Below are 22,039 nucleotides of genomic sequence, written 5' to 3'. Positions count from 1 at the left end.
TCTCCTTAGAAAGTGGTTATAAAGTGGTGGCCTGGCGTTTTTGGTAGGCCAGGTAAGACCAAAAGACAAGTAACATCAAAACGGCTAATAATACAGTCACCCACATGGCGAGCTTGATCCCGGCAACCAGGGAGGCGGGGATGTCGGCGATCACTACGCACATGGTAACGGCCACCGCCCCAAATGATTGGCGTAGGGTGTTGTTTAAGGCCGACCCGTGGCTGTTCTCCCGCTTAGAAAGGGCGCGGAAGGCTTCGGAAAGGGCTGGTGAAAAGACCAGGGCGTTGCCGATCATCCGGACCGTGTAAGCGAGGGTGAGGGTCAGTAACGAAGAACGAGTTGAGATCGTCACCAGTGGGATGGAGGCCAAGAGAATCAACAGCCCCCCCGTGGTGATTAACCACTTGGGACCGTACTGGTCATAAAGCTTGCCGGCAAAAAAGGCGGTGATGGCGTTGCAAATGGCGCCGGGGAGCAGGATCATCCCGGAAATAAAGGAGCCGGTGTGGCGGACGTTTTCGGCGTAGATTGGCAGGAGTTGTTCGGTACTCAAAAGGACCATGAAGGCCAAAATCCCGACGATCGTCATTAAACAAAAGGAGGGGTAGGTCATAATCTTAACCTTTAAGACTGGGTTGGTTAGCCGTAATTGGCGCCGGACAAAGAGGGTTAAAATTACCAGCCCGCTGATTAGCATGGCCCAACCGAGGGCGGAATTGACGGTGAAGGTAGTCAAAGAACCTAGGGTCAGGGCGGAACCAATCAAAGAGATGACCACCGAAAAGAAGTCGATGTGAATGGGGTGGGGCGTTGAGTAGTTGGGCAACATGAAGTAACCCAGTACACAGGCCAACACCATGAAGGGGAGCACCAAAATAAAGAGGTAGTGCCAGTTTAAAAATGTAGGATCAGCCCGGCCGTGGACGGACCAATCGCCGGTCCAGCGGCAATTACCAGGGAAGAGAGGCCGAGGATCGAACCCCGCTTTTCGGGCGGGTAAATCGAGATCATGGTGGTCATTTGAAACGACATCAGCATTCCCCCGGCGCAGGCCTGAATCAAACGGGCAGCCAAAAGCATCCCAAAACTGGTTGCCACGCAGCCCAGTAAGGTGCCGGCGATGAAAGTTCCGAGGGTACCCAAGAAGACCTGGTGGTTAGTGAAGCACTCGTACAGGTTAGACGAAAGCGGTGTGATCACCCCGATCATCAGGGTGTAGCCCGTGGTCAGCCATTGAACGGTATTGAGGGAGCGGTGAACGTCGTGTTGAATAACCGGCAGCGCCGTTATCATCATCGTCTGGCTCATCAGGCTAATGAAGGTTGAAACAAGAAGGATGATCGTTACCATCTTGCGGACGTTGGGGTCAATTTTGGTATGCATTAACATTTCCTTTCTAATGGTCATTAAACGCCAGCCCCCGGTAACCATCACTTACTGAGGACCGCAGGGGTGCTCAGTTTCACCCCTAAAAAACACGATGGGTCCCAGTAATGTTCGCAGCCGAACCACCAGAACCCATAACGGAGGATACTATGACGCCACTAAGGCATAATATTATCGCCGTTGTTGTAAATGCCCCTTTATTCTAACACTTTTCTTGGGTATGAAAACGACCAATGTGTTATCCTAACCACAGAACTGATAAGGAAGGGTGCAAGACATGGGAGAAAAAATAGCGGTCTTTTCGGATGTCCACGGCTCAGCAACGGGTTTGGCAGCGGTTTACCAGGATGCCCAGCACTTAGGGGCAACGGACTACTGGTTCGTGGGCGATCTTTTAATGCCGGGTCCGGGGGTCAACGAGGTTTGGGACCTCTTTTGCCAAATCAACCCCTCGTTAATTGTCCGTGGTAACTGGGACGACCTAGTCATTAACGGGGTGGCCGGGCGGATCCCGCCGACGAAACCCTCGCGCTTGTACTTTGGCCGCCTGGCCCAGTACGTAGCCAGCCGGGTACAACCAGGGGTGGTCGAACAAATGGCGAAGTGGCCACTGCAACAAACGCGCCAGGTGGGGAAATACACCTACACGGTAAGCCACAACCTCCCCGACCTAGCGATGGGCCAGGACCTGTTCCCGACTAACCCGGCGCAAAACTTTGACCGGCTCTTCTCCGGTCAAACGGCAGCGACCACGGCTCAGGTGGCCATTTACGCTCACGTTCACCACGAACTGATGCGCTACGCCACTGACGAACGCTTGGTCTTAAACCCGGGCTCTGTGGGGGAACCCTTTAACCGGCAGTGGGACTTGCAAGCAGATACCAGGGCGCAGTACATGCTGTTAGAAGTGGATGAGCAAGGGATCGCCGGGATTAATTACCGTCACGTCGCATACGACAAGGAAGAAGATTGGCAAATGGCGTGCGACTATGACCTCCCTTACCTGGAGCTCTACCGGCGCCAACTTGATTCCGGTCGGGTCGATACCCATAACCAGGAACTAGTGGCCAAGGTCAGCGAGGAACACCATTACGCACAGGAGTACGCGGCCTTTGTTAAGGAAATCCAACAATCGAAGTAAAACACTTGCAATTTCTGGGGTGAACAGTAATAATTACTATTTGAATTGACGAGTGAATGAGTATGTTGAAGCGACGTGAAATTTAAAATTTAGGAGGAAAGTATGGCTAAAAAATCAAAAATTGCTAAGTTAGAACACCAACGGGCGACGGTCGCCAAGTACGCGGCTAAAAGAGCGGCCCTGAAGGAAGCGGGCGACTACATCGGTTTGTCTAAGCTCCCCCGGGATGCAAGTCCCGTTCGCTTACACAACCGCGATCAGTACGATGGTCGTCCCCACGCTTACATGCGTCAGTTTGGGATGTCTCGTCTGACCTTCCGGGAACTCGCCCACAAGGGGCAATTACCGGGTGTCAAAAAGGCTAGTTGGTAGTAACGTTTAGGAAGGACGTAATCGATAGCTACGGTATTGGTGGTTGCCTACCGTCCTTTTTGTCACATTTGAAAATAGACTAAGGGCTGGGGAAAACGTTCTTTCCCGGCCCTTTTTCTATTGGGGTGGTATACTTAAACGATAATACATTAGAACGGAGGAGCCCCTATGATTGACGCCATTGTTAAACGAACGGTTCGCTATCGCCAACATTCCTTTATCCGGGTGGTACGACGGACCCTGGCCGTCATCTTCCCCTTAGCCTTAATTGGCATTATCGCCCAGGTATTGTTCATCGTTTTTTTCTCTAACGATGGATACTTATACAACGTTTTATCGATCGGGGATTGGGTCCCTAAGGTGGTCTTAACCAAGGCGCAGTATTCCCTGTTAGCCCTCTCACAGGTCACAATTGAGATGCTAACGGTGTACGCGGCTTACGGGGCGGCCCGCTACACCGCCCAGCTCTACCAGATTGATGACCAGGTGCCGGGGATTACTGGGTTGGTGACTAGCCTCTTGCTTTCGGTACGCTACACGCCCAACCGCGGGGTCAGTTTCGATCAGAACATGATGAGCTACGGCTCGCTGTTAGGGGGCTTACTCGTTGGTTACTTAGTCGGTCAAATCTTTCGCTGGTTAGGGAAAAAGAACCGGCTCAAACCCGGTCAACCAATTCACACGGTCGACATTGAAGAGCAAGTGGCCGCCTACACCCGGCCAATCTTAGTCATTATGCTTGGCGCTTTAGCGATTAACTTTGTCTTAAACCTCGTGTCTTATTATTCTTCTTACACCCAAGCGGCGGCGTTGATGCAAAGTCTGAGTTCGGGTAACACACCCTTTTGGCTCGAGCTCTTGATGGTTTGCCTGACGACTTTGCTGGAGTGGTTAGGGATTAGCGGCTCTTACAACTTCCAGCTGGGAACTGACAGCACGGAGGCGATGGCGAACCTAAATTACGCCTTGGCGCACCACACCGCATACGGGGTGCCGTATCCTTACCTTGGCTCTTCTCTTTACAACTCCTTTGCCAATTTTGGGGGAATCGGGCTCGCGTTGGCCCTGTTACTTGCAATGGCGATTGTGGCCCACAGTTATAACGAACAACGGATGGTGCGGGCCAACTTCTTACCGGTGCTGTTTAACAGGAACACGGGGCTAATGGTCGGCTTGCCGGTTCTTTTAAATCCGCTCTACATCTTGCCGGCGGTCTTTTTGCCAATGGTCAACATTTTAATTGCGGCCTTTGCCATCTTCATTCACTTAATCCCGACCCCGGTTTACTGGGTGCCGGATGGGACGCCGGGGCCGTTGGTGGCTTACGTTGGTAGTAACGGTAATTTCGTTACCTTACTCTTCACCCTTGCCCTGCTTGCCTTTGACGTTTGGGTCTACATCCCCTTTGTTCGGCTTTCCCTGGCCGTGGAGGGGCGGATCCGCGAAATCGATGCAAAGGAGGACCACAAAGATGTTTAAACTAACTAACCGTCAGCAACGGCGGAGCCTGTGGGTGTTGTTAGTGGGGATCTTGTTGCTAGTGGTCCTTTTGATTCCCACCACCAGTTGGGTTAAGAGTAGCACGAAGGAAAAAGCAGCCCAGCACAATTCCCAACTGTCCCCCTTAATTATGATTCCTGGTTCGTCGGCCACTAAAAATCGTTTTGACACCCTGGTTAAGCTCTTAAACCAGGGGAGCGCCACTAAACACTCCTTGTTAAAAGTCGAAGTTTACAATTCCGGCAAGATCACGTACACTGGGAAAATTCGGCGCGGTGATACGGAACCGATCATCGTGGTAGCCTTTGAAAATAACCACGATGGTTACTCCAATATCAAAAAACAGGCTAAGATGTTTAACGAGGCTTTCGAACAGCTGGTCCAAACCTATAAGTTCAATAACTTCAAGGCCTTTGGTCACTCTAACGGGGGGTTAATTTGGACGGTCTGGTTAGAAAAGTATTACGACGAAGCTGACGGGGCCAAGATTAAGACCTTGATGACCTTGGGGACCCCGTATAACTTTTCGGAAAGCTCGGTTTCCAATAAAACTCAAATGTTAAGTGACCTGATTGCCGATCGGGAGAGGATCCCCAGTTCCCTAACGGTGTTATCAGTGATGGGAACGAAGACCTACAACTCCGACGGCTTGGTGCCGGAGGGGAGTGTGGAAGCTGGTAAGTACATCTACCAAAAGGTGGTTAAGCACTATACGACGATGACGGTCACCGGAAACGATGCCCAACATTCCGACCTGCCCCAAAACCAACAAATCGTTTCCCTGATTAAGGAATACATCTTGAACCAAAATGGCAATCGGCCGGGCAGCAAAAACCGCAGTAACCGGCAAAACCAGTTGAGTAGCAACTAAGCACGAGAAAGGATGATACGATGATTAAGAAACTCTCCGCTTGCACTAGTATTTTGATTGGGAAGAAAGCGACGATTGACGGCACGATCATAATTGGCCGTAACGAAGATGCGAAGGCGGCCTGGCCCAAACGGGTGGAAATTCACCCCCGCGATAGCATGGAACGCCTCTTCATTTCCAAAGAAACGAAGCTGACCTTGCAACTACCGGCCCACAGCGCTCAATACATGGCGACCCCGGAGTGGACCGATAAGGACGGGCTCTTTGAAGAGGACGGCATTAACGAGTATGACGTGGCGATGTCAGCCACCGAGAGCGCCTACACCAATGAACTGGTGCTGGGATACGACCCGCTGGTGGAAAACGGCCTTAACGAAGAGGCAATGATCACGGTCGTCCTCCCCTACGTAAAAACGGCACGGGAAGGGGTGGCCCGCCTTGGTCAGTTAATTGCCGAGCACGGGACTGGAGAAACCAACGGGGTCCTCTTTGCCGATAACGATGAAGCTTGGTACTTTGAAACGGGTGGCGGTCACTACTGGGTTGCCCAACGGATCCCCGATGACGCCTATGCGGTGGTCGGCAACCAACTGGCAATTCAAGAAGTTGACTTTAACGACCCGGATAACTTTATGTTCCACCCCGGAATTCAGGCGTTTGTGTCCGAACACCACTTGAACCCTCATGAAGAGGGCTTTAACTTCCGGGAAATTTTTGGCACTCACGACCGGGCCGATGCCATCTACTCCACCCCGCGGGTCTGGTACGGTCACCAACTGTTCTCGAAGTCTAAGGCCCAAGCCGAACAACCAGAAGACCAGGACCTACCATTTTTGATGCAACCGGATCGTAAACTGAGCATTTTGGACGCCCAACGCTACCTGGCCTCCCACTACCAAGGAACACCGTTTGATCCGGTGGGGCGCGGGAGCCAAGAGGAAAAGCACCGCTACCGGCCAATTTCGTTAGCCAAGACCCAGGAGTCACACCTGTTGCAGATGAATCGTGGCGGCGCCAATATTCATTGGTTGGCACTGGGGGTTGCGGCCCAAAGCGTTTACGTACCCTTCTTTGCCGGGATTGATGACGTGCCGGCCCCATACAAGCGCGGTAAGTTGCCCGCCCAACGCAACTCCGCTTACTGGATTTATAAGGAGGCGGGCGTCTTAGTCGACAGCCACTATCACGATTTCTTACCTGACCTGCAGGCGGTTCAAAAAGAACTTAACGTTAACGCCGTCAAAATGGTTGCCCAAACGGATGCTCACTTAAAGGAGCTGAAAACGGCAACGGAGCGGGCAAACTACTTAACCCGCCAAAGTATCAACTTTGCGACCGACGCCCTCAATGCCTACCGGGACCTATCACTAAGTTTACTGACCAAAATGACGGATTACAGCCCGCTTAACTTTAAGACTGACGAAAACCTTTAGTGACGGTCACCCGTCCCTAGCTACGGACCGAGTGATTGATGTGACAAAGCTAATCTAAAGCAGAACCGGATATTTCCCGGGTGATCATTAATGGCGGAGGGGATGAATATGGAAAGTTTGGTAATGGCAGTGAGTGCGGTAAGTAGCCAGCCCCTGTCAATGTTTATTGTGATTTTAGCGGCCCTCTTAATCCCCATCTTGATGGCCCGCTTTCAAATTACTGGGGTCCCAACCGCGGTGGCTGAGATCATCGTAGGGGTGATCTTGGGTAAGAGCGGCTTGCAAGTGGTTAACACGACCACCAACCTGAGCCTTTTGTCATCGGTGGGGGTGATCGTGTTAATGTTTTTGTCGGGGATGGAGATCGATTTTTCCCTGTTCCGGCCGGAAAAAAGCAAGGGTGCCAATCACGAGGCCTCACCAGTCAAGTTGGCGGTGGAGGCCTTCATGGTCAGTTTGATCGTGGCGTTTGGCTTGGCTTTAGGGCTACGAAAATTGGGGCTCTTTAGCGACGTCTTCTTAGCAACGATCATCTTCACCACGATCGCCTTAGGGGTGGTGATTGCCACCCTAAAGGAAAAGGAGATCCTCAGTAAACCAATCGGCCAAACGATTTTGTTAACCGCGGTGTTGGGGGAAATAGTACCGTTGGTCTTGCTGACGGTGTACGCTTCCGTTCGCGGGGGTGATGCGACCAAAATCTGGTTGATTGTGATCCCGTTAGTAGTGGCGGTTATTTTGTTACACCGGTTTCACCGCCACTTCAGTTGGTTTAACCGGGTCACCAAGGCGACCACCCAGTTGGATATCCGGTTGGCGGTGTTCTTAATTTTCACCCTGGTCCTGGTTGCCGAGGCGGTGGGGGCCGAAAACATCCTGGGCGCCTTTTTAGCCGGGATGGTAATGAAGTTATTAGAGCCCTATGAATCAACCCAAGACAAGCTTACCTCGATTGGGTATGGTTTTTTCATCCCGATCTTTTTCATCATGACTGGGGCTAAGTTAAACCTACGTGAACTGTTGGTTAATCCCCACGCCCTGATGTTAATTCCGATTTTAGTGGCCGGGTTGGTCATCGCTAAATTGGGGACCTTTTTAGTCTACCGGCAGCGGTTTGGCAACCGAAATTCCTTTGCCGGGACTTTTTTGACCGTTACCACGATTACCTTGGTGCTGCCATCGCTGGAGGTAGCCAAAAACCTAGGTTCGATCACCCAAACCCAGTCTGATGCCTTCGTTTTGGCGGCGGTGATCGTCTGCATCTTTGCCCCGGTGGTCTTCAATAGTACCTTCCGCTTGGCAAAGGCGGACCGGATCAAGCAACGGGTCGTCATAATTGGGGCTAACGTTATGACGATCCCAATCGCCCAGCAATTAGAACGCAATTGGTACGACGTCCGGGTGGTCACCGATGATCAAGATAGTTACCACACCTACGATTCCGAACTGCAAAACATTTACTACCTTGAACAACTCAACCTTGCGACCCTGAAGCAAGCCGGCTTTTTGACGACCGACATCTTGGTGATTGGCCAGCAAAAAGAGGAGCGTAACCAAGTGCTCGCCTTGGGGGCCAAGGAAGCGGGGGTTGACCGGGTCATCGCCAATCAGTCTTCGATGCGGACGGCTAATGAGCAGACTCAAGCCCTAGTTGAGGCGGGGGTCGAAATTTTTAATACTTACAACGTGCAGGCGTCGGTCTTACGGGCCCTGATCGAGTCACCGTCAATCATGCAACTGTTGACCGGCACCGAGGCCGGCCTATTTGAAGTCCGGGTGAAGAATCACCGTTACAGTGGCATCCAACTGATGGACTTGCCAATGATTGACCAAATCACGATCAGCCGGATCCGTCGTAACGGGACTTGGTTGACCCCCCATGGCACAACGGTGATCGAGTATGGTGACCGGATTATCTTTACCGCGAAGGATAAGGACGTGGTGGCCAACCTGCGCGATGAATTTGCCCGCCCAAACTAAGCTCAATTGAAGGCGACGGCTGGCTATGTTAAAATCAAAACAAGCAATTAAGGAGGCCAAACGAATGCCATTAGTACACATCGACCTGATTGAAGGACGTAGCGAAGAACAATTAAAGGGGTTAGTGAAGGACGTTACGGCTGCCATCGCTAAGAACGCCAACGTACCGGAAGAACGGATCCACATTGTCTTAAACGAAATGCGGCCCGACCGTTACAGTGTTGCCGGCAAGATGGCTAGCGACAAGTAAAGACCCGGGGGTTCCGTTATGCGGAGCCCTTTTTTTCTTGTTACCTACCTAGAAAGGATGAACGAGCGTGAATGAGCAACAATATGTGATGGCCATTGATGAGGGGACGACCTCCTCACGGGCGATTATTTTCGACCACGCGGGTAAAGAAGTGGCGATTGCGCAAAAGGAATTCCGTCAGTACTTCCCCCAGCCCGGTTGGGTCGAACATGACGCCGAAGAGATCTGGGATAGCGTTCAATCGGTGATTTCAGAGGCGGTCATCAAGGCGCAAGTTAAGCCCTACCGGATTGTGGCGATCGGAATTACTAACCAGCGGGAAACCACGGTGATTTGGGACCGGAAGACCGGTAAACCAATCGCCCGGGCGATAGTGTGGCAATCAAAGCAGACCGCCCCGATTGCTGAACGACTAATCGAGGAGGGCTACACGGACCAGATTCACCAAAAGACCGGCTTAGTCATTGATTCCTACTTCTCGGCCACCAAGATCAAGTGGCTTTTGGATAACGTACCGGGGGCCCGGGAGCGGGCTAAACGAGGCGACCTACTCTTTGGCACCATCGATACCTGGCTCTTGTGGAATTTAACTAGCGGGCGGGTGCACGCTACGGACGTTACCAACGCCAGCCGGACGATGCTCTTTAACATCCACACCCTTGACTGGGACCAAGACATTTTAGACCTGCTCGATATTCCCCGGGAAATTTTACCGGAGGTCAAGCCGTCCTCGCACGTCTATGGTTACACGGCCGATTACCACTTCTTCGGGGTCCAAGTTCCGGTCGCCGGGATCGCCGGGGACCAACAGGCGGCCCTCTTTGGTCAGGGCGCCTTTGAAAAGGGGAGCGTCAAGAATACGTACGGGACCGGGGCCTTCACGGTCATGAACACCGGGACGACGCCAATGCTTTCGCAAAATGGCCTCCTGACGACGGTCGCCTATGGGATTGGCAACGAGGTACATTACGCCCTGGAAGGGTCGATTTTCGTAGCGGGCTCGGCGGTTCAGTGGCTCCGCGATGGGCTACGGCTCTTTAAGTCGGCCGGGGAGTCTGAGCAAATGGCCGTTGATGCCCAGACCACCGGTGGCGTGTATGTAGTGCCATCCTTTACCGGCTTGGGGGCGCCCTACTGGGATCAAGAGGTCCGCGGGGCGATGTTTGGCCTCACCCGGGGGAGTAGCCGGGAAAATATTGTCCGGGCCACCTTGGAGGCAATCGCCTACCAGACCAAGGACGTTGTGGACACGATGGTCAAAGACACTAATTTACCGTTGACCACCCTGGCGGTGGATGGCGGGGCGTCGCGCAATAACTTCATGATGCAGTTCCAAGCCGACCTCTTACAAACGCCGATTGTCCGCGCCCAAATTGAAGAAACCACGGCGCTAGGGGCCGCCTTCTTGGCTGGGTTGGCGGTGGACTTCTGGGAGGATCAAAACGAGCTCAAGCAGTTGGCTAAGTCGGGTGACCGTTTTGACCCGGTTATGACCAAAGAAGAGGCTGGGCGTCACTACGCCGGATGGCAACGAGCCGTAGATGCCGTTCGCTACTTTAGCCACGGTGCTGAGGAATGATCCGGGTAACGGTACGGCAAGTCCGGCAGCTTGCTGGTAGAATTCAGGCGATCATTGATCACAACCACCTAGCGGGACTGATGGTCACGGAGAACTTTTTGCTGGCACTAATGGCGAGCTGGCAGCCGGTCGTAACCGACTTAACAACCACCGGGCGAGTTCCGCACCAACAAGTTGCTTACTGGCGCGGGGTTAGTCGGTGGGTGACGCAAGTAGAAACCCACCCGGAGTGGGTGCTTGAAATGGAACCCTATACCTCAGTGGTGGCCCAGCAAGCGGCTTGCCAATGCATCCACGCCTGTCAAGCCCAGGCGCTAGCTAACCCGCTGGCGGATGCACAAGTGGGAGTGGTGCAAGCTCAATTAGCTAAGTTTGACCTGCACACCCAATCGGTGGGGGAGCTAGCGATGATCCGCCAGTACTGGCAAGCGACAGGTGAATAAAACAGGAGTGAGTGGCCAACCACCTCCTTGGCAGGCCGTTAGACTAAGCTAGGGTGCAGGTTAGCGCAAGAACGCGGTGTTCTTCGCCCGTACTTAGGCACTAGGCCTGCGGTTGGTTGCCACGTTACCTGTCTAACATTCATGAATACAATAAGAGGTCGGGAAAAGATGTTTTCCCGACCTCATTTTTTTAGTTCTGAAGCTTATTTCCCACCCAGCTATTCCTTGGGTTTTTGGTGGTAGACGGCCCGCTGGTTGACCATTGGGGCGGCCCGGCGGTTCAAGAGAATGGGGACCTTTTCAACCGTCACCTGGGAGAATTCAAGGCCAAACCACTGAACCGGGGTGGTGGAGTGGTTTTGGATAAAGATCCGCGCCCCGATTAAGAGGTGTTGCCAGCCCCGGAGCTGGGTACTAGACGATAGCTGGTCTTGGATGATCACAAAGCGGAAGTCGCCGACCTGGCGTCCGGGGGTGGTAGTGTACTTTTGCGGCTGCGGGTCGATGATCCCTTGGCGCATCAGGTCATTAACTACTTGACGCAGGTACAAGGGAACATGGTGGTTCATCTTAAAGCCTAGGTAAAGTTGCAAGTTGACGATGTTGCGGGTGCCCATCATGTCGACGGTGTAGTAATTGGTGTAGGGTTCACTGGTGGTGTTGACCGTCACAAACCAGTAGACCTTAGCCCGCTTGGGGGTCTTGTCTAGAATCGAGTAGAGGACCTCACGCTTGATGGCGTCGCCGTCTCTGACCTTGGTAAGCATGACCAAGTTGGAGATGTACAGGGGAATTGCTTCATCATCGGTTAGCTCTTGGAGGGTCCGTTTGTAATCGCCCAGGTGGGTCCACGCCGTTTCACCATCCAAGAAGTCGCGGAGCTTGTTGCCAAAGTACCAGGCCACCATGATGGCAACGATCACCAGGGTGATGAAGAGGGTCACGTAGCCCCCGTGGTCAAACTTGGTTAAAGAGGAAACCAGGAAGATGATTTCGATGACGGCGTAGAGGCAAGCAAAGGGGAGGGCGAACCAGTGGTGGCGCCGGCTAGCTAGATATTGGTAGAGCAAGAGGGTCGTCATGAACATGGTGATCGTGATGGCGAGCCCGTAGGCGGCCTCCATGTGCTCAGAGGTCCGGAAGTAAAATAGGACCAGGGTTGTGCAGGCGCACAGTAGCCAGTTGATCGTCCGGATGTAGATCTGACCACGCGACAAGGACGGGTGGATGATCGCCATCTTCGGCAAGAGCTTGAGCCCAATTGCCTCTTCCACCAGGGTAAAGGAGCCGGTGATCAGGGCCTGGGAAGCGATAATGGCGGCGATGGTGGCGATGGCAACCCCAAATAAGTAGGCCCAGGATGGCAGCATTTCGTAAAAGGGGTTAAAGGCCGAACTAGTGGTGGTAAAGTGGCCCAGGTTATGGATCAAATAGGCCCCCTGACCAAAGTAATTGAGGGTTAAAGTCAAAAAGACGAAGGGCCAGGTGATGTAGATGGCTTGGCGCCCGACGTGGCCCATGTCCGAATAGAGGGCTTCAGCCCCGGTCGTCGCCAGAAAGATGGAGCCGAGGATGAAGATCCCGACCTTGTTTTCCGGCGAAAAGAGGAGCATTAAACCATAGTGGGGGGAGAGGGCGCGTACCACCAGCGGTTCTTTAATCAAGTTGGCAATCCCAAAGACCCCCAAAAAGGAGAACCAAATCAGCATCAGGGGCCCGAAGCCCTTGCCGATCAAGACGGTCCCGAAGCGCTGAATTAAAAAGAGGATTAACAGGATCGTAAAAGTGACCCAGATAACCGTGGTTTGACTGTTAATCGGGGTAGCCGGACCAAGCGCAACCCCCTTGAGGCCTTCAATGGCTGTGGTCACCGTCACGGCCGGGGTTAGGGTACCGTCGGCCAGCAGGGCGGCACCACCAAGGAGGGCCGGGTAGATTAACCACTTATGGCGCTTACGAACGAGGTCGTAGAGGGCGAAGATCCCCCCTTCACCATGGTTATCGGCCCGTAAGGCGACCAAGACGTACTTAATGGTCGTCATTAACATTAGGGTCCAAAAGACGAGGGAGAGGCAACCAATGATGTAGTCTTCGCTAAGTTTGTTGAGACCGCCAGCATCGTTAATCAGGGCGGTCATTACGTAAAGTGGCGACGTTCCAATGTCGCCGTAAACGATCCCGATGGTGATCAGCCCCATCAGGGCGAGATTTTTCTTTCCTTGCTGCATGACAATTCCCTTTCGTTTCCCGGTAAATAGCCGGGTTGATTACTATTATTTTAATCCAATTTGCCAGGGCTGATAAGAAAAGCCCTTCTTGCGCTATAATGGTGGCAAATTAACGAAATCAATCATATGCTAAGCGGGACCAAAGTACAATCAGAAAGGGGAAATTGGGGTGGAAATTATTTTAGAAAAAACAACCAAGCCCTTCTTTAAAAAGCACGCTGGCAGTCAAGCCCTAGCTAAGGAACGCATTGGGGCAATCTTGGAACGGGAGCAAGCGACTGGGCTGACAAAGGTCAAGTTAGCCCTCCGCCAGCCAGTGGCCGGGCGCCCCTGCTTTGAGCTCCGCTGCAACCTGGCTAAACTCGGTTCAGTCCGGGTGGCCTTCATCCTAGACGGCCAGGTGGCGCGGATCTGGTTTATTTCTACTAGTTTACAAAAGGCCACCTTCACCAGCGAAGTGAGCCGGGTATTGCGGGAGGTCAGCAAATGAAGAGTATTAACGTCAAGCAGGCCGAACGCCTGGTGAAGGCGTTCGGCCAAAGCGGGACCGGTCACTAAGGTCACCCTGTTAACCCGCAAGAAGGATCGCCAACTAACGATCGAGCGGGGGACGGCGGCCGTAGTGATCGACGAGCGGGGATTTTACACCGGACAAATCTCCCTTAACCTTAGCGATGGTCAAGCAAAACACGCCCTACTACAAGCCTTTAAACGCGAGTTCCCCCGTAGCCACCAGCTATACTTACATCAGGAAAAAGATTAGCAAGGAAAAGAACTGGCCAAGTGCCCCGTTCGTAAACGATTCTTAACTAGTTTTTTAGTTAAGATTCCCCCAGCCGTTATGGCATGCGGTAAAATGAAGGGGTTATGAATTTTTTGAAGTAGGTATAATTATGGACTTTTCTTTTCGCCGCCGCCCACTTGGCACTCTGTATCTTAAATACACCCTGATGTTTGGCCTAATTGCCCTGGCAATGTTTGGGGGCTACGTGGTGACCGGCCACACCCTGATTTGGAACACGGATGCCTTAAACCAGCACCTCCCACTGATGGCTAAGTACCGGGAGATCGTACTTAACTGGCTCCACCACCCCTTTTCAAGTCACCAAGCCTGGTCTTGGCAAATGGGGATCGGCACCGATACCTTTCAGGTTTATTCTTATTACACGATTGGCGACGTTTTCGCTTACTTGGCCCTCCTATTTCCGGCGGCCAAGATTACCTTGGCCTACCAGGTCATCATCGTCTTGCGGATGTATTGCGTTGGTTTGGCCTTCATTTACTTTGCCCAGCACTTCGACTTTTCTGACCGGGTCATCCTGGCGGGAACGGCGGTGTACATGGTTAACTCTTACCTTTTGTATGTGGCCGTTGCCCAGCCAATGTTTACCACCACCTTCATGCTCTTTCCTCTGTTGGTCATCCAAGTGGAACGGGTCTTAAAGGGGGGGAGTGCTTGGCCCTTGACCGGGGCCTTCTTGTGGATGCTGGTGGCTAACTACTACCTCGCCTTCGTGGTGGGGGTGGGGACGATCATTTACTTGGTCTTACGGGTGGCCACTCACTACCGCCGTGCCCTCGACTACGGAAAGACCTTGCTTAAGCTAGTCTTTGCAACCGTGACCTCCATTTTGTTAGCGGCGGTCTTATTAGTTCCAGAGCTACTGGCGGTTCAAAACTCGACCCGGGCGGGGGCCGAGTTCGCTAACGGCCTGAAGACCTATCCGCTGTACTACTACCTCTTTTTACCTAAGCAATTAATTAACGGTGGGGACACGACCTTCATGTTCTGGTCGGCGCTGGGACTGGCGGCAATCGTCTTCTTAGCCATCGTCTACGTCTACACCCGTCCCCGGCAATACCCCCTGCTGGCCATCAGTTTGGCCCTTTCCTTGGTGATGCTCCTGATTCCAGCCTGCGGGGCCTTTTTCAACGGGATGATGTCGGCTTCCAACCGGTGGACGCTCCTAATTTACTTACCACTGGCGATGACGGTCTGCGTCTTATTGCAAAATGTCCCCACGTTAGACCAAAGAACCCTCAGGATTATGATACTGGCCACCGGGGGCTACCTGCTAGTTCTGTTGGCGACCTACTTTTTCCAAAATGATGATGACCTCTTTGTGCCGGTCATCTTCTTGTTGGTGTCCCTGATGATTATTTCCCGGGCAATTGGTCACCCGGGGCCGGGGAGCGAACGCTGGCTATTAGGGGTAATCTTAGCTAACGTCTGCTTTAACGCCCTGTACGCTGCCTTACCCTATAACGGTGGCTTTGCCAATGACATGCTCACCCGGGGCCAGTACCAGGCAATTACCAGCCAGCGCTACGGGGGCCTAAATCAGGGCCTGGCACAAAAGTCTTTTTACCGGGTCAACACGATCTCCAATAATGACATCATCAATTCGTTGAAGATGTACAACGATTTGACCAGTGGCTTGAACGCCGTTAAGTCTTACTATTCACTTCAAAACAAGTACGTCGGGGCGTTCTCACGGTCACTGGGTAACGTGCAGTACCAATCTAACATTCCGCTCAACCAACTCGACGATCGGACGGTCCTAAACAACTTCTTGGGGGTCAAGTACCTCTTCGTCCAGTCTAATGGCGATAACGCCACCAAGATTCCGGCCGGTTACACCCTGGATAAAACCACGACGCCCATCATCAATTACGACCAGGGGCAACCAAGCAATGCCAAGACGGCGGCGGATCTAACGACGATTCAGACCAGCCGCTATACGACCAAAAACGCCTTCCCGCTCTTGTATTGGCAAGACACCGCCATCAGCCAAGCGACCTACCGTAAGTTATCGGCGACCCAAAAGGAGCGGGCCTTGGCAAGTGGGGTGGTGGTGGCGGGTAACCAAGTCGCCATTAAGGGGTTAAAGAAGGCCAACCTCGCTGGGGAGGTTAAGAAGTTAACTGCCACCTTGATTTCTAACCGCTTAACCCCGGTCAAGGCTAGCCAGTTGGTTCAAACCGACCCAGATGAAACCTATCGCTTGACCTTCCCGGACCTGACTAAAAAGGCCGTGGCTAAAGCTACCAAGGGGAGTGAGTTGCACGTTGACGTTTCATCCATTAAGTTCACCCCCTTCAGTATGAAAGAAGAGCTTGCTTACGAGGCGGCCCACGATCAGTACATGCTGACCAACCCGGGCTCAACGTATAACGCTAAGTTTGCCCGCTACCAAAATTGGCGTAAGCTAGTCCTAAAGGGGGCTCCCGATAAGTCGTTTACGATTACGCTCACTTCTTCAAAGGGGGAAGAGACAATCACCCAACCCAAGCAGTCAATCCTCTCGTTCTTTAAGTTAGTAACGGATGGCTCTTTGAACTTAGGGTACTTTGGTGGTCAGCTTCCCCAAAGTGTCGGCGTTACCTTCAGTAAGCTAGGAACCTACCGGCTAAAGTATACGGTTGAAGCCGAAAAGTTGGGTAAACAGTATGATCAACAAGTTAAAACCATTCAAAGCCACGCCCTAAAGGACCTTACTTTCAAGACTAACCAGGTGTCAGGGACGATCACGACGAACCGGACTGGGATTTTAACTTCGTCAATCCCTTATTCGAGCGGCTGGACGGCCACCGTTAACGGAAAGGCGGTTAAGTTGCTACGTACTAACCAGGCCTTCGTGGGGCTTCGGCTTCCAGCGGGACACCACCGCGTTGTTTTACGCTATCACGTACCAGGACTGACGCTGGGGGCGAAGGTTAGCTTGGTAGGGCTTGGGTGGACCCTAATGGCAGCCTTGGCCACCCTAGTGTTCAAACGGCGTCGAGCCAAGTAAGGACTGGAGATAACGTCAAAATTGCCGCTAATTGGCAGTTCTTAACCGATCACCATGGTCCCTCGGGAAAAGCGGCTGGCCAATGTTGTGGATTGGGCTTGCTAAGCCTGCTGTGTAACATTCAAAGTTTTTAAAAGGGGCCGGGAGAAATTTTCTCCTGGCCCCTTTTTAGGTTTAAGTATCGTTATTGATCTGACTTGAGCCAGTTACTAAGGTAGTCGCGAAGTGCGATGGCTTCGTCCTTGGTAATGGAATAGGTAGCGTCAACTTGGTCTTGACCAGTGACGGCTTGGTTCGATAGTAACAAGAAGAGTTGGTGGTCCCGGGGGACGATTGACATTTCGTTGGCCAGGCCGTCGTCATCTAATTCATCGTTATAGCGAACGTCAAACCACTTACCATCAGTTGTTAATTTACGCACCTTTTAATCCTCCCAATGATCAAAAAAATCAGGTTCCCAATGTAGGGTCCCTGATATAAATCATAGTTAATTCTTAGCACTTTCGTCAAGTTTAATTGAGTGGCCCCGTTGGCGATCCTTAAGTTGGAAGGAAACAATGAAGGCGACGATAATTAAGGCAATCGTAAAGTAAAAACCGGTGTGGCTTCCCGCCGTAAAGCGGGCGGCGGCGGAACCGGTGGCTGCTCCACGACCCAATTCCAAGAAGGAAGTGGCAAAGGCAGTTGCTAAAGCACCTACGACTTGTTGCATCGTGTTGAGAATTGTAGATCCATCACCAGCTTCCCGTCCGGACAGGGAGTTCAGAGCGGAGGTTTGGGCGGGCGACATTGCTAAAGGCGCCCCGATCATTAAGATTACGTGAGCGGCGATGATATAAACAATGCTTGCGGTATCGGAAGCCATGGCTAACATAACGGCCCCGATAAAGGCGATGATAAAACCGAGAATGGCGGGCCGACGTGCACCAATGTTATCGTATAACCGACCGGCAATTGCGGAGGTCACGGCGTTGATCACCCCACCAGGAAGCATGATCACCCCAGTTAAGGCAACGGCAATTCCCACCCCGTTTTGAATGTATTGTGGCATCAGGTACATTGCAGACAGGATGATTGCGAAGTCCAGCATTACCAAGATGGTCCCAACGGTGAATTCTTTGTTCTTTAAGACCTTCAGGTTTAGAATTGGTGATTCTAACGTTAGTTGACGGTGTACATAAAGGAATAAGACGACAAGGCCAATTACTAAACTAACAATTACCTGCCAGCTAGCCCAACCATAACGGCTAGAAAGGCTCGCCCCAGCAACAATCCCGGAAAAACCGATGATTGATTCGATGATTGATAATACGTCAACACGCGGCTTGCTGATGTGACCGACGTTTTCCAGTTCCATGACCGCAAAAATTAAGGCAATCACGAGCAGGGGAATGAAGGACCAGAAGATCCAACGCCAATTTGCAATCCCTAAGATCAACCCGGTTAAGGTTGGCCCAATGGCGGGAGCAAACATGATTACCAATGCCATGATCCCGTTTACGGCCCCTAATTTTTGGGGTGGGAAGATTTGCATCGCAACGGCGAACATTAGCGGCAAAATAAGCCCGGTCCCGATCCCTTGGATCATACGCCCGGTTAATAGGAGGGCAAAGCCTGGGGCCATGGCCGAAAGTACACTCCCTAAAATAAAGACCAATAAGGCAAAGATGATGATTTTACGCGTTGAAAACCACTTTGAGATGATTGATGAAAGGGGCATGATGATCCCAATAATCAGCATGTAACCCGTTACTAACCATTGCAAAGTGGCAGTCGACATGTTAAAGGCAATGCTCAACTTTGGTAAGGCAATGTTGAGGGACGTTTCTGAAAACATCCCGACAAAGGCGCCGAGAAGCATCGAAACCATGGCAAGCTTAGGGTGCCGAACCCGGCTTGCTGAGGTGGTACGTGGATGGGCTTGTTCCATTTGAACTTTTTCCATAAATTAATTTACAACTCCTTCTCTTGATTTCACAATTGATTACATTACCATAGTTTTTTTAGCCTCGTAAGTTAAAAGTTTCTCATCTTTAAGAAAATCTTTACCAACTAATTAATGCCCCCTATGCATTATTGTTGCCTTAAAACGGGCATTTGACAACGATGAAACCGTTAACGATAATTTAGAGAAAGAAGTTGTTTTTTCATAAAATAACGGCGATTTAAGTTTTTATACAAGTGAGTGGAGGAGAAGTTAGGATGAAAAATAATAAAAATCGGCGCATGGTAATAATGATTGCCATAATTTGTGTCTTAGCGCTAGCGGGGACCTGGCTAGTCCGGGCCCAAGCTAGGCAATTAAATTCAACAAAATATGTTCAATCAACGACGCCCACGCTCTTTTTCCACGGCTATGGCTCCAGCGCCAACGCCGAAGATCACATGGCCAAAGCGGCGCAAAAAGCCGGGGTAACCAAGACGATCATCCGCGCTAACGTCACTAAGCAGGGGACGGTTAACCTAGTGGGGACGATAAAAAAGGGGGCCATCAACCCAATTGTCGAAGTCAACTTCGCCGACAACCGTAACCCCGACTACCAAGTAGACGCTCGCTACGCTAAAAACGTGGTTGTTGCCCTTCAAGAGAGGTACGGTTTTAAGGAGATGAACATGGTTGGCCACTCGATGGGGAACATGGCGATTACCTTTTACCTGGTTAATAATGCCAACGATAAGAAACTTCCCCAGCTAAAAAAAACAGGTAGACATTGCCGGTCACTTCGACGGGATTCTTGGTTACGACCAACCGGCGGGCTTGTCTATCAACCAAAAGACGGGGGAGCCTAACAAGATGACGGACAGCTTTAAGGAGCTTTTGAAGTTGCGCCAAGTCTACCCACGCCAAGCGGCGGTCCTCAACCTGTACGGCGACATCGGTAACGGCAGCGACGGCCGCGTTGCCAACATTTCCAGTGAGACGCTTAAGTACCTGGTGAGCGGCCGGGCCAAGTCATACCAAGCCCACCGTTTTACTGGTAAGCAAGCACAACACTCCAAACTGCATAGCAACGCCCAGGTCGACCGCTACCTGATCGACTTCTTATGGAGAAAATAGGAGTGAGTGCGCCCCAACCTACTCGACGGGCCGTTGATTAAGTGAGGGAAGCTAAAAAAGCTGAAGACGGCGTCGTCTCCAGCTTTTTTTCTTATCATTTATTCGGGGCGGTAGTTAGCGGCCAAAAAATCAGCCATTGACGTGGGGGCGTGGCCGGTGATGGTCCAAAAGTCATCACTAGTTCCGCTCAACAGGCCCATGGCACCAGCTTGGTACATCGAGGCCAGTTCGTCACCATCCCCTTCTTCTCGGTATAACCGGGCGAACTCAGCAACCGAAACCGGCTGGTAACCAATTCGGTGGCCGCTAACCTTAGTCATGATGGCGGCTAGTTCGGTCATTGGGAGGCTGGTTGACTGGCTAAGGAGGTAGGTTTGGTGGTGATCCCGCAGGGCGGGGGTTAAGGCGACCTTAGCGATTGCCTCGGCGGAGTTTTCCTGGGAAATAAAAGACATTGGTTGGTCGCCAACCGGGTAAATAACGTTCTGCCGTTCAATCAGTTCCGGTAGGTAAGGAACCAGTGGGTCGGCGTAGAGGCTGTTTTTGATGACGGCGTAGTTAAGCCCACTCCCGGCTAAGCGGGGAGGTAAGTAGGCGTAAAAGGGCGCCATCCGGAAGGGGTTATTGGCTTGATCGGTAAAAAAAGAGACCGCGACGATGGAAGGGACGTTAGCGATCCTTGATCGCCGTTAACAGGTTCTCCAGTTCCGTTACCCGGCCGGTCAAACTGTAGGTTAACGACGGGACGTAAACGACCACGTCGCTCCCGGCCAGGGCGGGAGTCAGGGTAGCGGGATCTTGGTAGTCTAAGTGGGCAACCTGAAAGCCAGCTTCCTTTAGAGCGGCGGCTTTGCTAGGGTTGTGGGCGCCAATCCGAATTTGATTGGGCGAAAGAGTTTTGCTTAGTTGATGGACAATCCGGCGACCCAGGTGGCCGGTTGCCCCGGTGACGGTAATCAACATAAAAATCCCTCCTTTGTGTAACTTTAATTGTAACACATTGGAGGGGCTTGGGGTTAGCCTTGGTTGGTGAGGTAGTCTTCTAGGACGGCCAAGACACCGTCGTGGTTGTTGTCGAGGGCCGTACGGTGGTTAGCTGCGGCGATGGCAACCGGGCCGGCGTTTTTCATTGCGTACCCAAACTTAGCGAGCTTGAGCATCTCGGCGTCGTTACCGCCGTCACCAAAGGCGATCAGGTCGGCACCGGAAAGGCCCCAAGAGGAGAGCAAGTCGTTGAGGGCGGTCGCCTTGTTAATCCCCGGGACGGTTACGTCAACGGAGCCGTTACCACTCGGGGTAATCCGAACTTGATTGCCAAAGCGGTCCTGTAGGGCGGCCAATTGTTCGTCAACCTTAGCTGGGTCCAGTAAAAAGGAGAGCTGATAGTAGCGATCGGCCGGCAGGTCCTTGTAATCGTCGACCAGTACGTGGTTGGGGAAGTAAAATTGTTGGCGCCTAAGGGTCGCGGCGGGGAGTTTAGCGTAAACGTAGCCGTGCTTAACCCCGGAGAGGGAAGGGGTGATCTTCAAGTCATTACACAAGAACCGAATCACCTCGTCAGCGACGGCTTGCTCAACCGTGGTCTGCACCAGATCTTGGCCTTGGTAGACCACGTGGGCGCCGTTTTCGGACACGAAGTAGAGGCGCTCCTTAGTGTCCGGGAAGTAATTGGTGAGGCACTCGTATTGGTTGCCAGACGACACGATTACCTTGACCCCCTGGTCCTCAAGTTGGGATAAGATACGTTCAAAACGGGCGTGGTCGTAGCTCTTATCGTCGTGGACGAAGGTAGCGTCCATATCAAAGGTGACTGCCTGAAACGGTAATGACATTGAAATTCCTCCTTTAATAACAAAAAATGGCGATCACGAAACCGTGACCGCCATACTATTGGGCTAGCTGGGTTCGAACCAGCGCATGACGGTACCAAAAACCGTTGCCTTACCACTTGGCTATAGCCCAATTAAATTACTTAATTATCTTACCCGGAGTCGTTCTAAAATG

General features: G+C 52.1%; 15 protein-coding genes, 1 tRNA gene and 3 pseudogenes. 12 read left to right on the top strand and 7 right to left on the bottom strand.

From position 1 onward, the window contains the following. Positions 1-16 precede the first annotated feature (16 nt). Positions 17-1,407, bottom strand: a pseudogene (locus tag FG166_RS06060) (MFS transporter). A 256-nt stretch (positions 1,408-1,663) separates the two neighbouring features. Between FG166_RS06060 and FG166_RS06055 the strand changes: the two are divergent. The 9 genes from FG166_RS06055 to FG166_RS06015 all read left to right on the top strand — a co-directional run bounded on the left by FG166_RS06055 (position 1,664) and on the right by FG166_RS06015 (position 10,955). Further along, positions 1,664-2,527 (top strand): metallophosphoesterase family protein, encoded by an 864-nt coding sequence (locus FG166_RS06055; RefSeq protein WP_003683372.1) that lies wholly within the window; start codon positions 1,664-1,666, stop codon positions 2,525-2,527. 102 nt (positions 2,528-2,629) lie between these two features. Then, positions 2,630-2,899, top strand: a complete 270-nt coding sequence (gene rpsN / locus FG166_RS06050; protein WP_003683374.1) for a 30S ribosomal protein S14 — start codon at positions 2,630-2,632, stop codon at positions 2,897-2,899. Between the two features lie 168 nt (positions 2,900-3,067). Further along, positions 3,068-4,378, top strand: coding sequence for a PTS transporter subunit EIIC (locus FG166_RS06045; protein ID WP_003683376.1), 1,311 nt, complete (start codon positions 3,068-3,070; stop codon positions 4,376-4,378). Beyond that, positions 4,371-5,270, top strand: coding sequence for an alpha/beta hydrolase (locus FG166_RS06040; protein WP_003683378.1), 900 nt, complete (start codon positions 4,371-4,373; stop codon positions 5,268-5,270). Before FG166_RS06045 ends, FG166_RS06040 begins: the two co-directional genes overlap by 8 nt. A 20-nt stretch (positions 5,271-5,290) precedes the next feature. Then, positions 5,291-6,703, top strand: coding sequence for a C69 family dipeptidase (locus tag FG166_RS06035; protein WP_003683380.1), 1,413 nt, complete (start codon positions 5,291-5,293; stop codon positions 6,701-6,703). A 108-nt stretch (positions 6,704-6,811) separates the two neighbouring features. Beyond that, positions 6,812-8,683: a monovalent cation:proton antiporter family protein gene (locus FG166_RS06030; protein ID WP_050755177.1), complete on the top strand. Its 1,872-nt coding sequence runs from the start codon at positions 6,812-6,814 to the stop codon at positions 8,681-8,683. A gap of 25 nt (positions 8,684-8,708) precedes the next feature. Further along, positions 8,709-8,933 carry a 2-hydroxymuconate tautomerase gene (locus FG166_RS06025; RefSeq protein WP_003683382.1) on the top strand — a complete coding sequence of 75 codons (225 nt, stop codon included), beginning with the start codon at positions 8,709-8,711 and terminating at the stop codon, positions 8,931-8,933. Positions 8,934-9,000: 67 nt separating this feature from the next. Next, entirely contained in the window at positions 9,001-10,512 is a 1,512-nt protein-coding gene (glpK, locus tag FG166_RS06020; protein ID WP_004563180.1) for a glycerol kinase GlpK, read from the top strand. After that, positions 10,509-10,955 (top strand): hypothetical protein, encoded by a 447-nt coding sequence (locus FG166_RS06015; RefSeq protein ID WP_003683387.1) that lies wholly within the window; start codon positions 10,509-10,511, stop codon positions 10,953-10,955. Before glpK ends, FG166_RS06015 begins: the two co-directional genes overlap by 4 nt. Before the next feature lie 218 nt (positions 10,956-11,173). Here FG166_RS06015 and FG166_RS06010 read toward each other — a convergent pair whose 3' ends face one another. Next, positions 11,174-13,183, bottom strand: a complete 2,010-nt coding sequence (locus tag FG166_RS06010; protein ID WP_137876798.1) for a KUP/HAK/KT family potassium transporter — start codon at positions 13,181-13,183, stop codon at positions 11,174-11,176. Positions 13,184-13,352: 169 nt separating this feature from the next. Between FG166_RS06010 and FG166_RS06005 the strand changes: the two genes are divergently transcribed. Both FG166_RS06005 and FG166_RS06000 read left to right on the top strand, forming a co-directional pair. Then, the gene (locus FG166_RS06005; protein WP_003683391.1) at positions 13,353-13,673 is read left to right on the top strand and encodes a hypothetical protein; all 321 of its coding nucleotides are present in this window, start codon (positions 13,353-13,355) and stop codon (positions 13,671-13,673) included. A gap of 403 nt (positions 13,674-14,076) precedes the next feature. Continuing rightward, the gene (locus FG166_RS06000) at positions 14,077-16,977 is read left to right on the top strand and encodes a YfhO family protein (protein WP_003683396.1); all 2,901 of its coding nucleotides are present in this window, start codon (positions 14,077-14,079) and stop codon (positions 16,975-16,977) included. 184 nt (positions 16,978-17,161) lie between these two features. On the opposite strand, the gene FG166_RS05995 is transcribed toward FG166_RS06000, so the two are convergent. Further along, positions 17,162-17,398, bottom strand: coding sequence for a hypothetical protein (locus FG166_RS05995; protein ID WP_003683399.1), 237 nt, complete (start codon positions 17,396-17,398; stop codon positions 17,162-17,164). Between the two features lie 66 nt (positions 17,399-17,464). Further along, positions 17,465-18,922, bottom strand: a complete 1,458-nt coding sequence (locus FG166_RS05990) for a DHA2 family efflux MFS transporter permease subunit (protein WP_003683400.1) — start codon at positions 18,920-18,922, stop codon at positions 17,465-17,467. 290 nt (positions 18,923-19,212) lie between these two features. Here FG166_RS05990 and FG166_RS05985 point away from each other — a divergent pair. Then, positions 19,213-20,035: pseudogene (locus FG166_RS05985) on the top strand (alpha/beta hydrolase). A 98-nt stretch (positions 20,036-20,133) separates the two neighbouring features. On the opposite strand, the pseudogene FG166_RS05980 reads toward FG166_RS05985, so the two are convergent. The 3 genes and pseudogenes from FG166_RS05980 to FG166_RS05970 all read right to left on the bottom strand — a co-directional run bounded on the left by FG166_RS05980 (position 20,134) and on the right by FG166_RS05970 (position 21,997). Beyond that, positions 20,134-20,998 (bottom strand): annotated as a pseudogene (locus FG166_RS05980) (SDR family oxidoreductase). 53 nt (positions 20,999-21,051) lie between these two features. Beyond that, a complete protein-coding gene (locus FG166_RS05975) occupies positions 21,052-21,867 on the bottom strand; it encodes a Cof-type HAD-IIB family hydrolase (RefSeq protein ID WP_003683410.1) in 816 nt (271 codons plus the stop codon). A 58-nt stretch (positions 21,868-21,925) separates the two neighbouring features. After that, positions 21,926-21,997: transfer RNA gene (locus tag FG166_RS05970), tRNA-Gln, on the bottom strand. Positions 21,998-22,039 lie beyond the last annotated feature (42 nt).

Source organism: Limosilactobacillus fermentum (assembly GCF_013394085.1).
GTDB lineage: Bacteria > Bacillota > Bacilli > Lactobacillales > Lactobacillaceae > Limosilactobacillus > Limosilactobacillus fermentum.
This window is presented reverse-complemented; position numbering and strand designations above follow the sequence as displayed.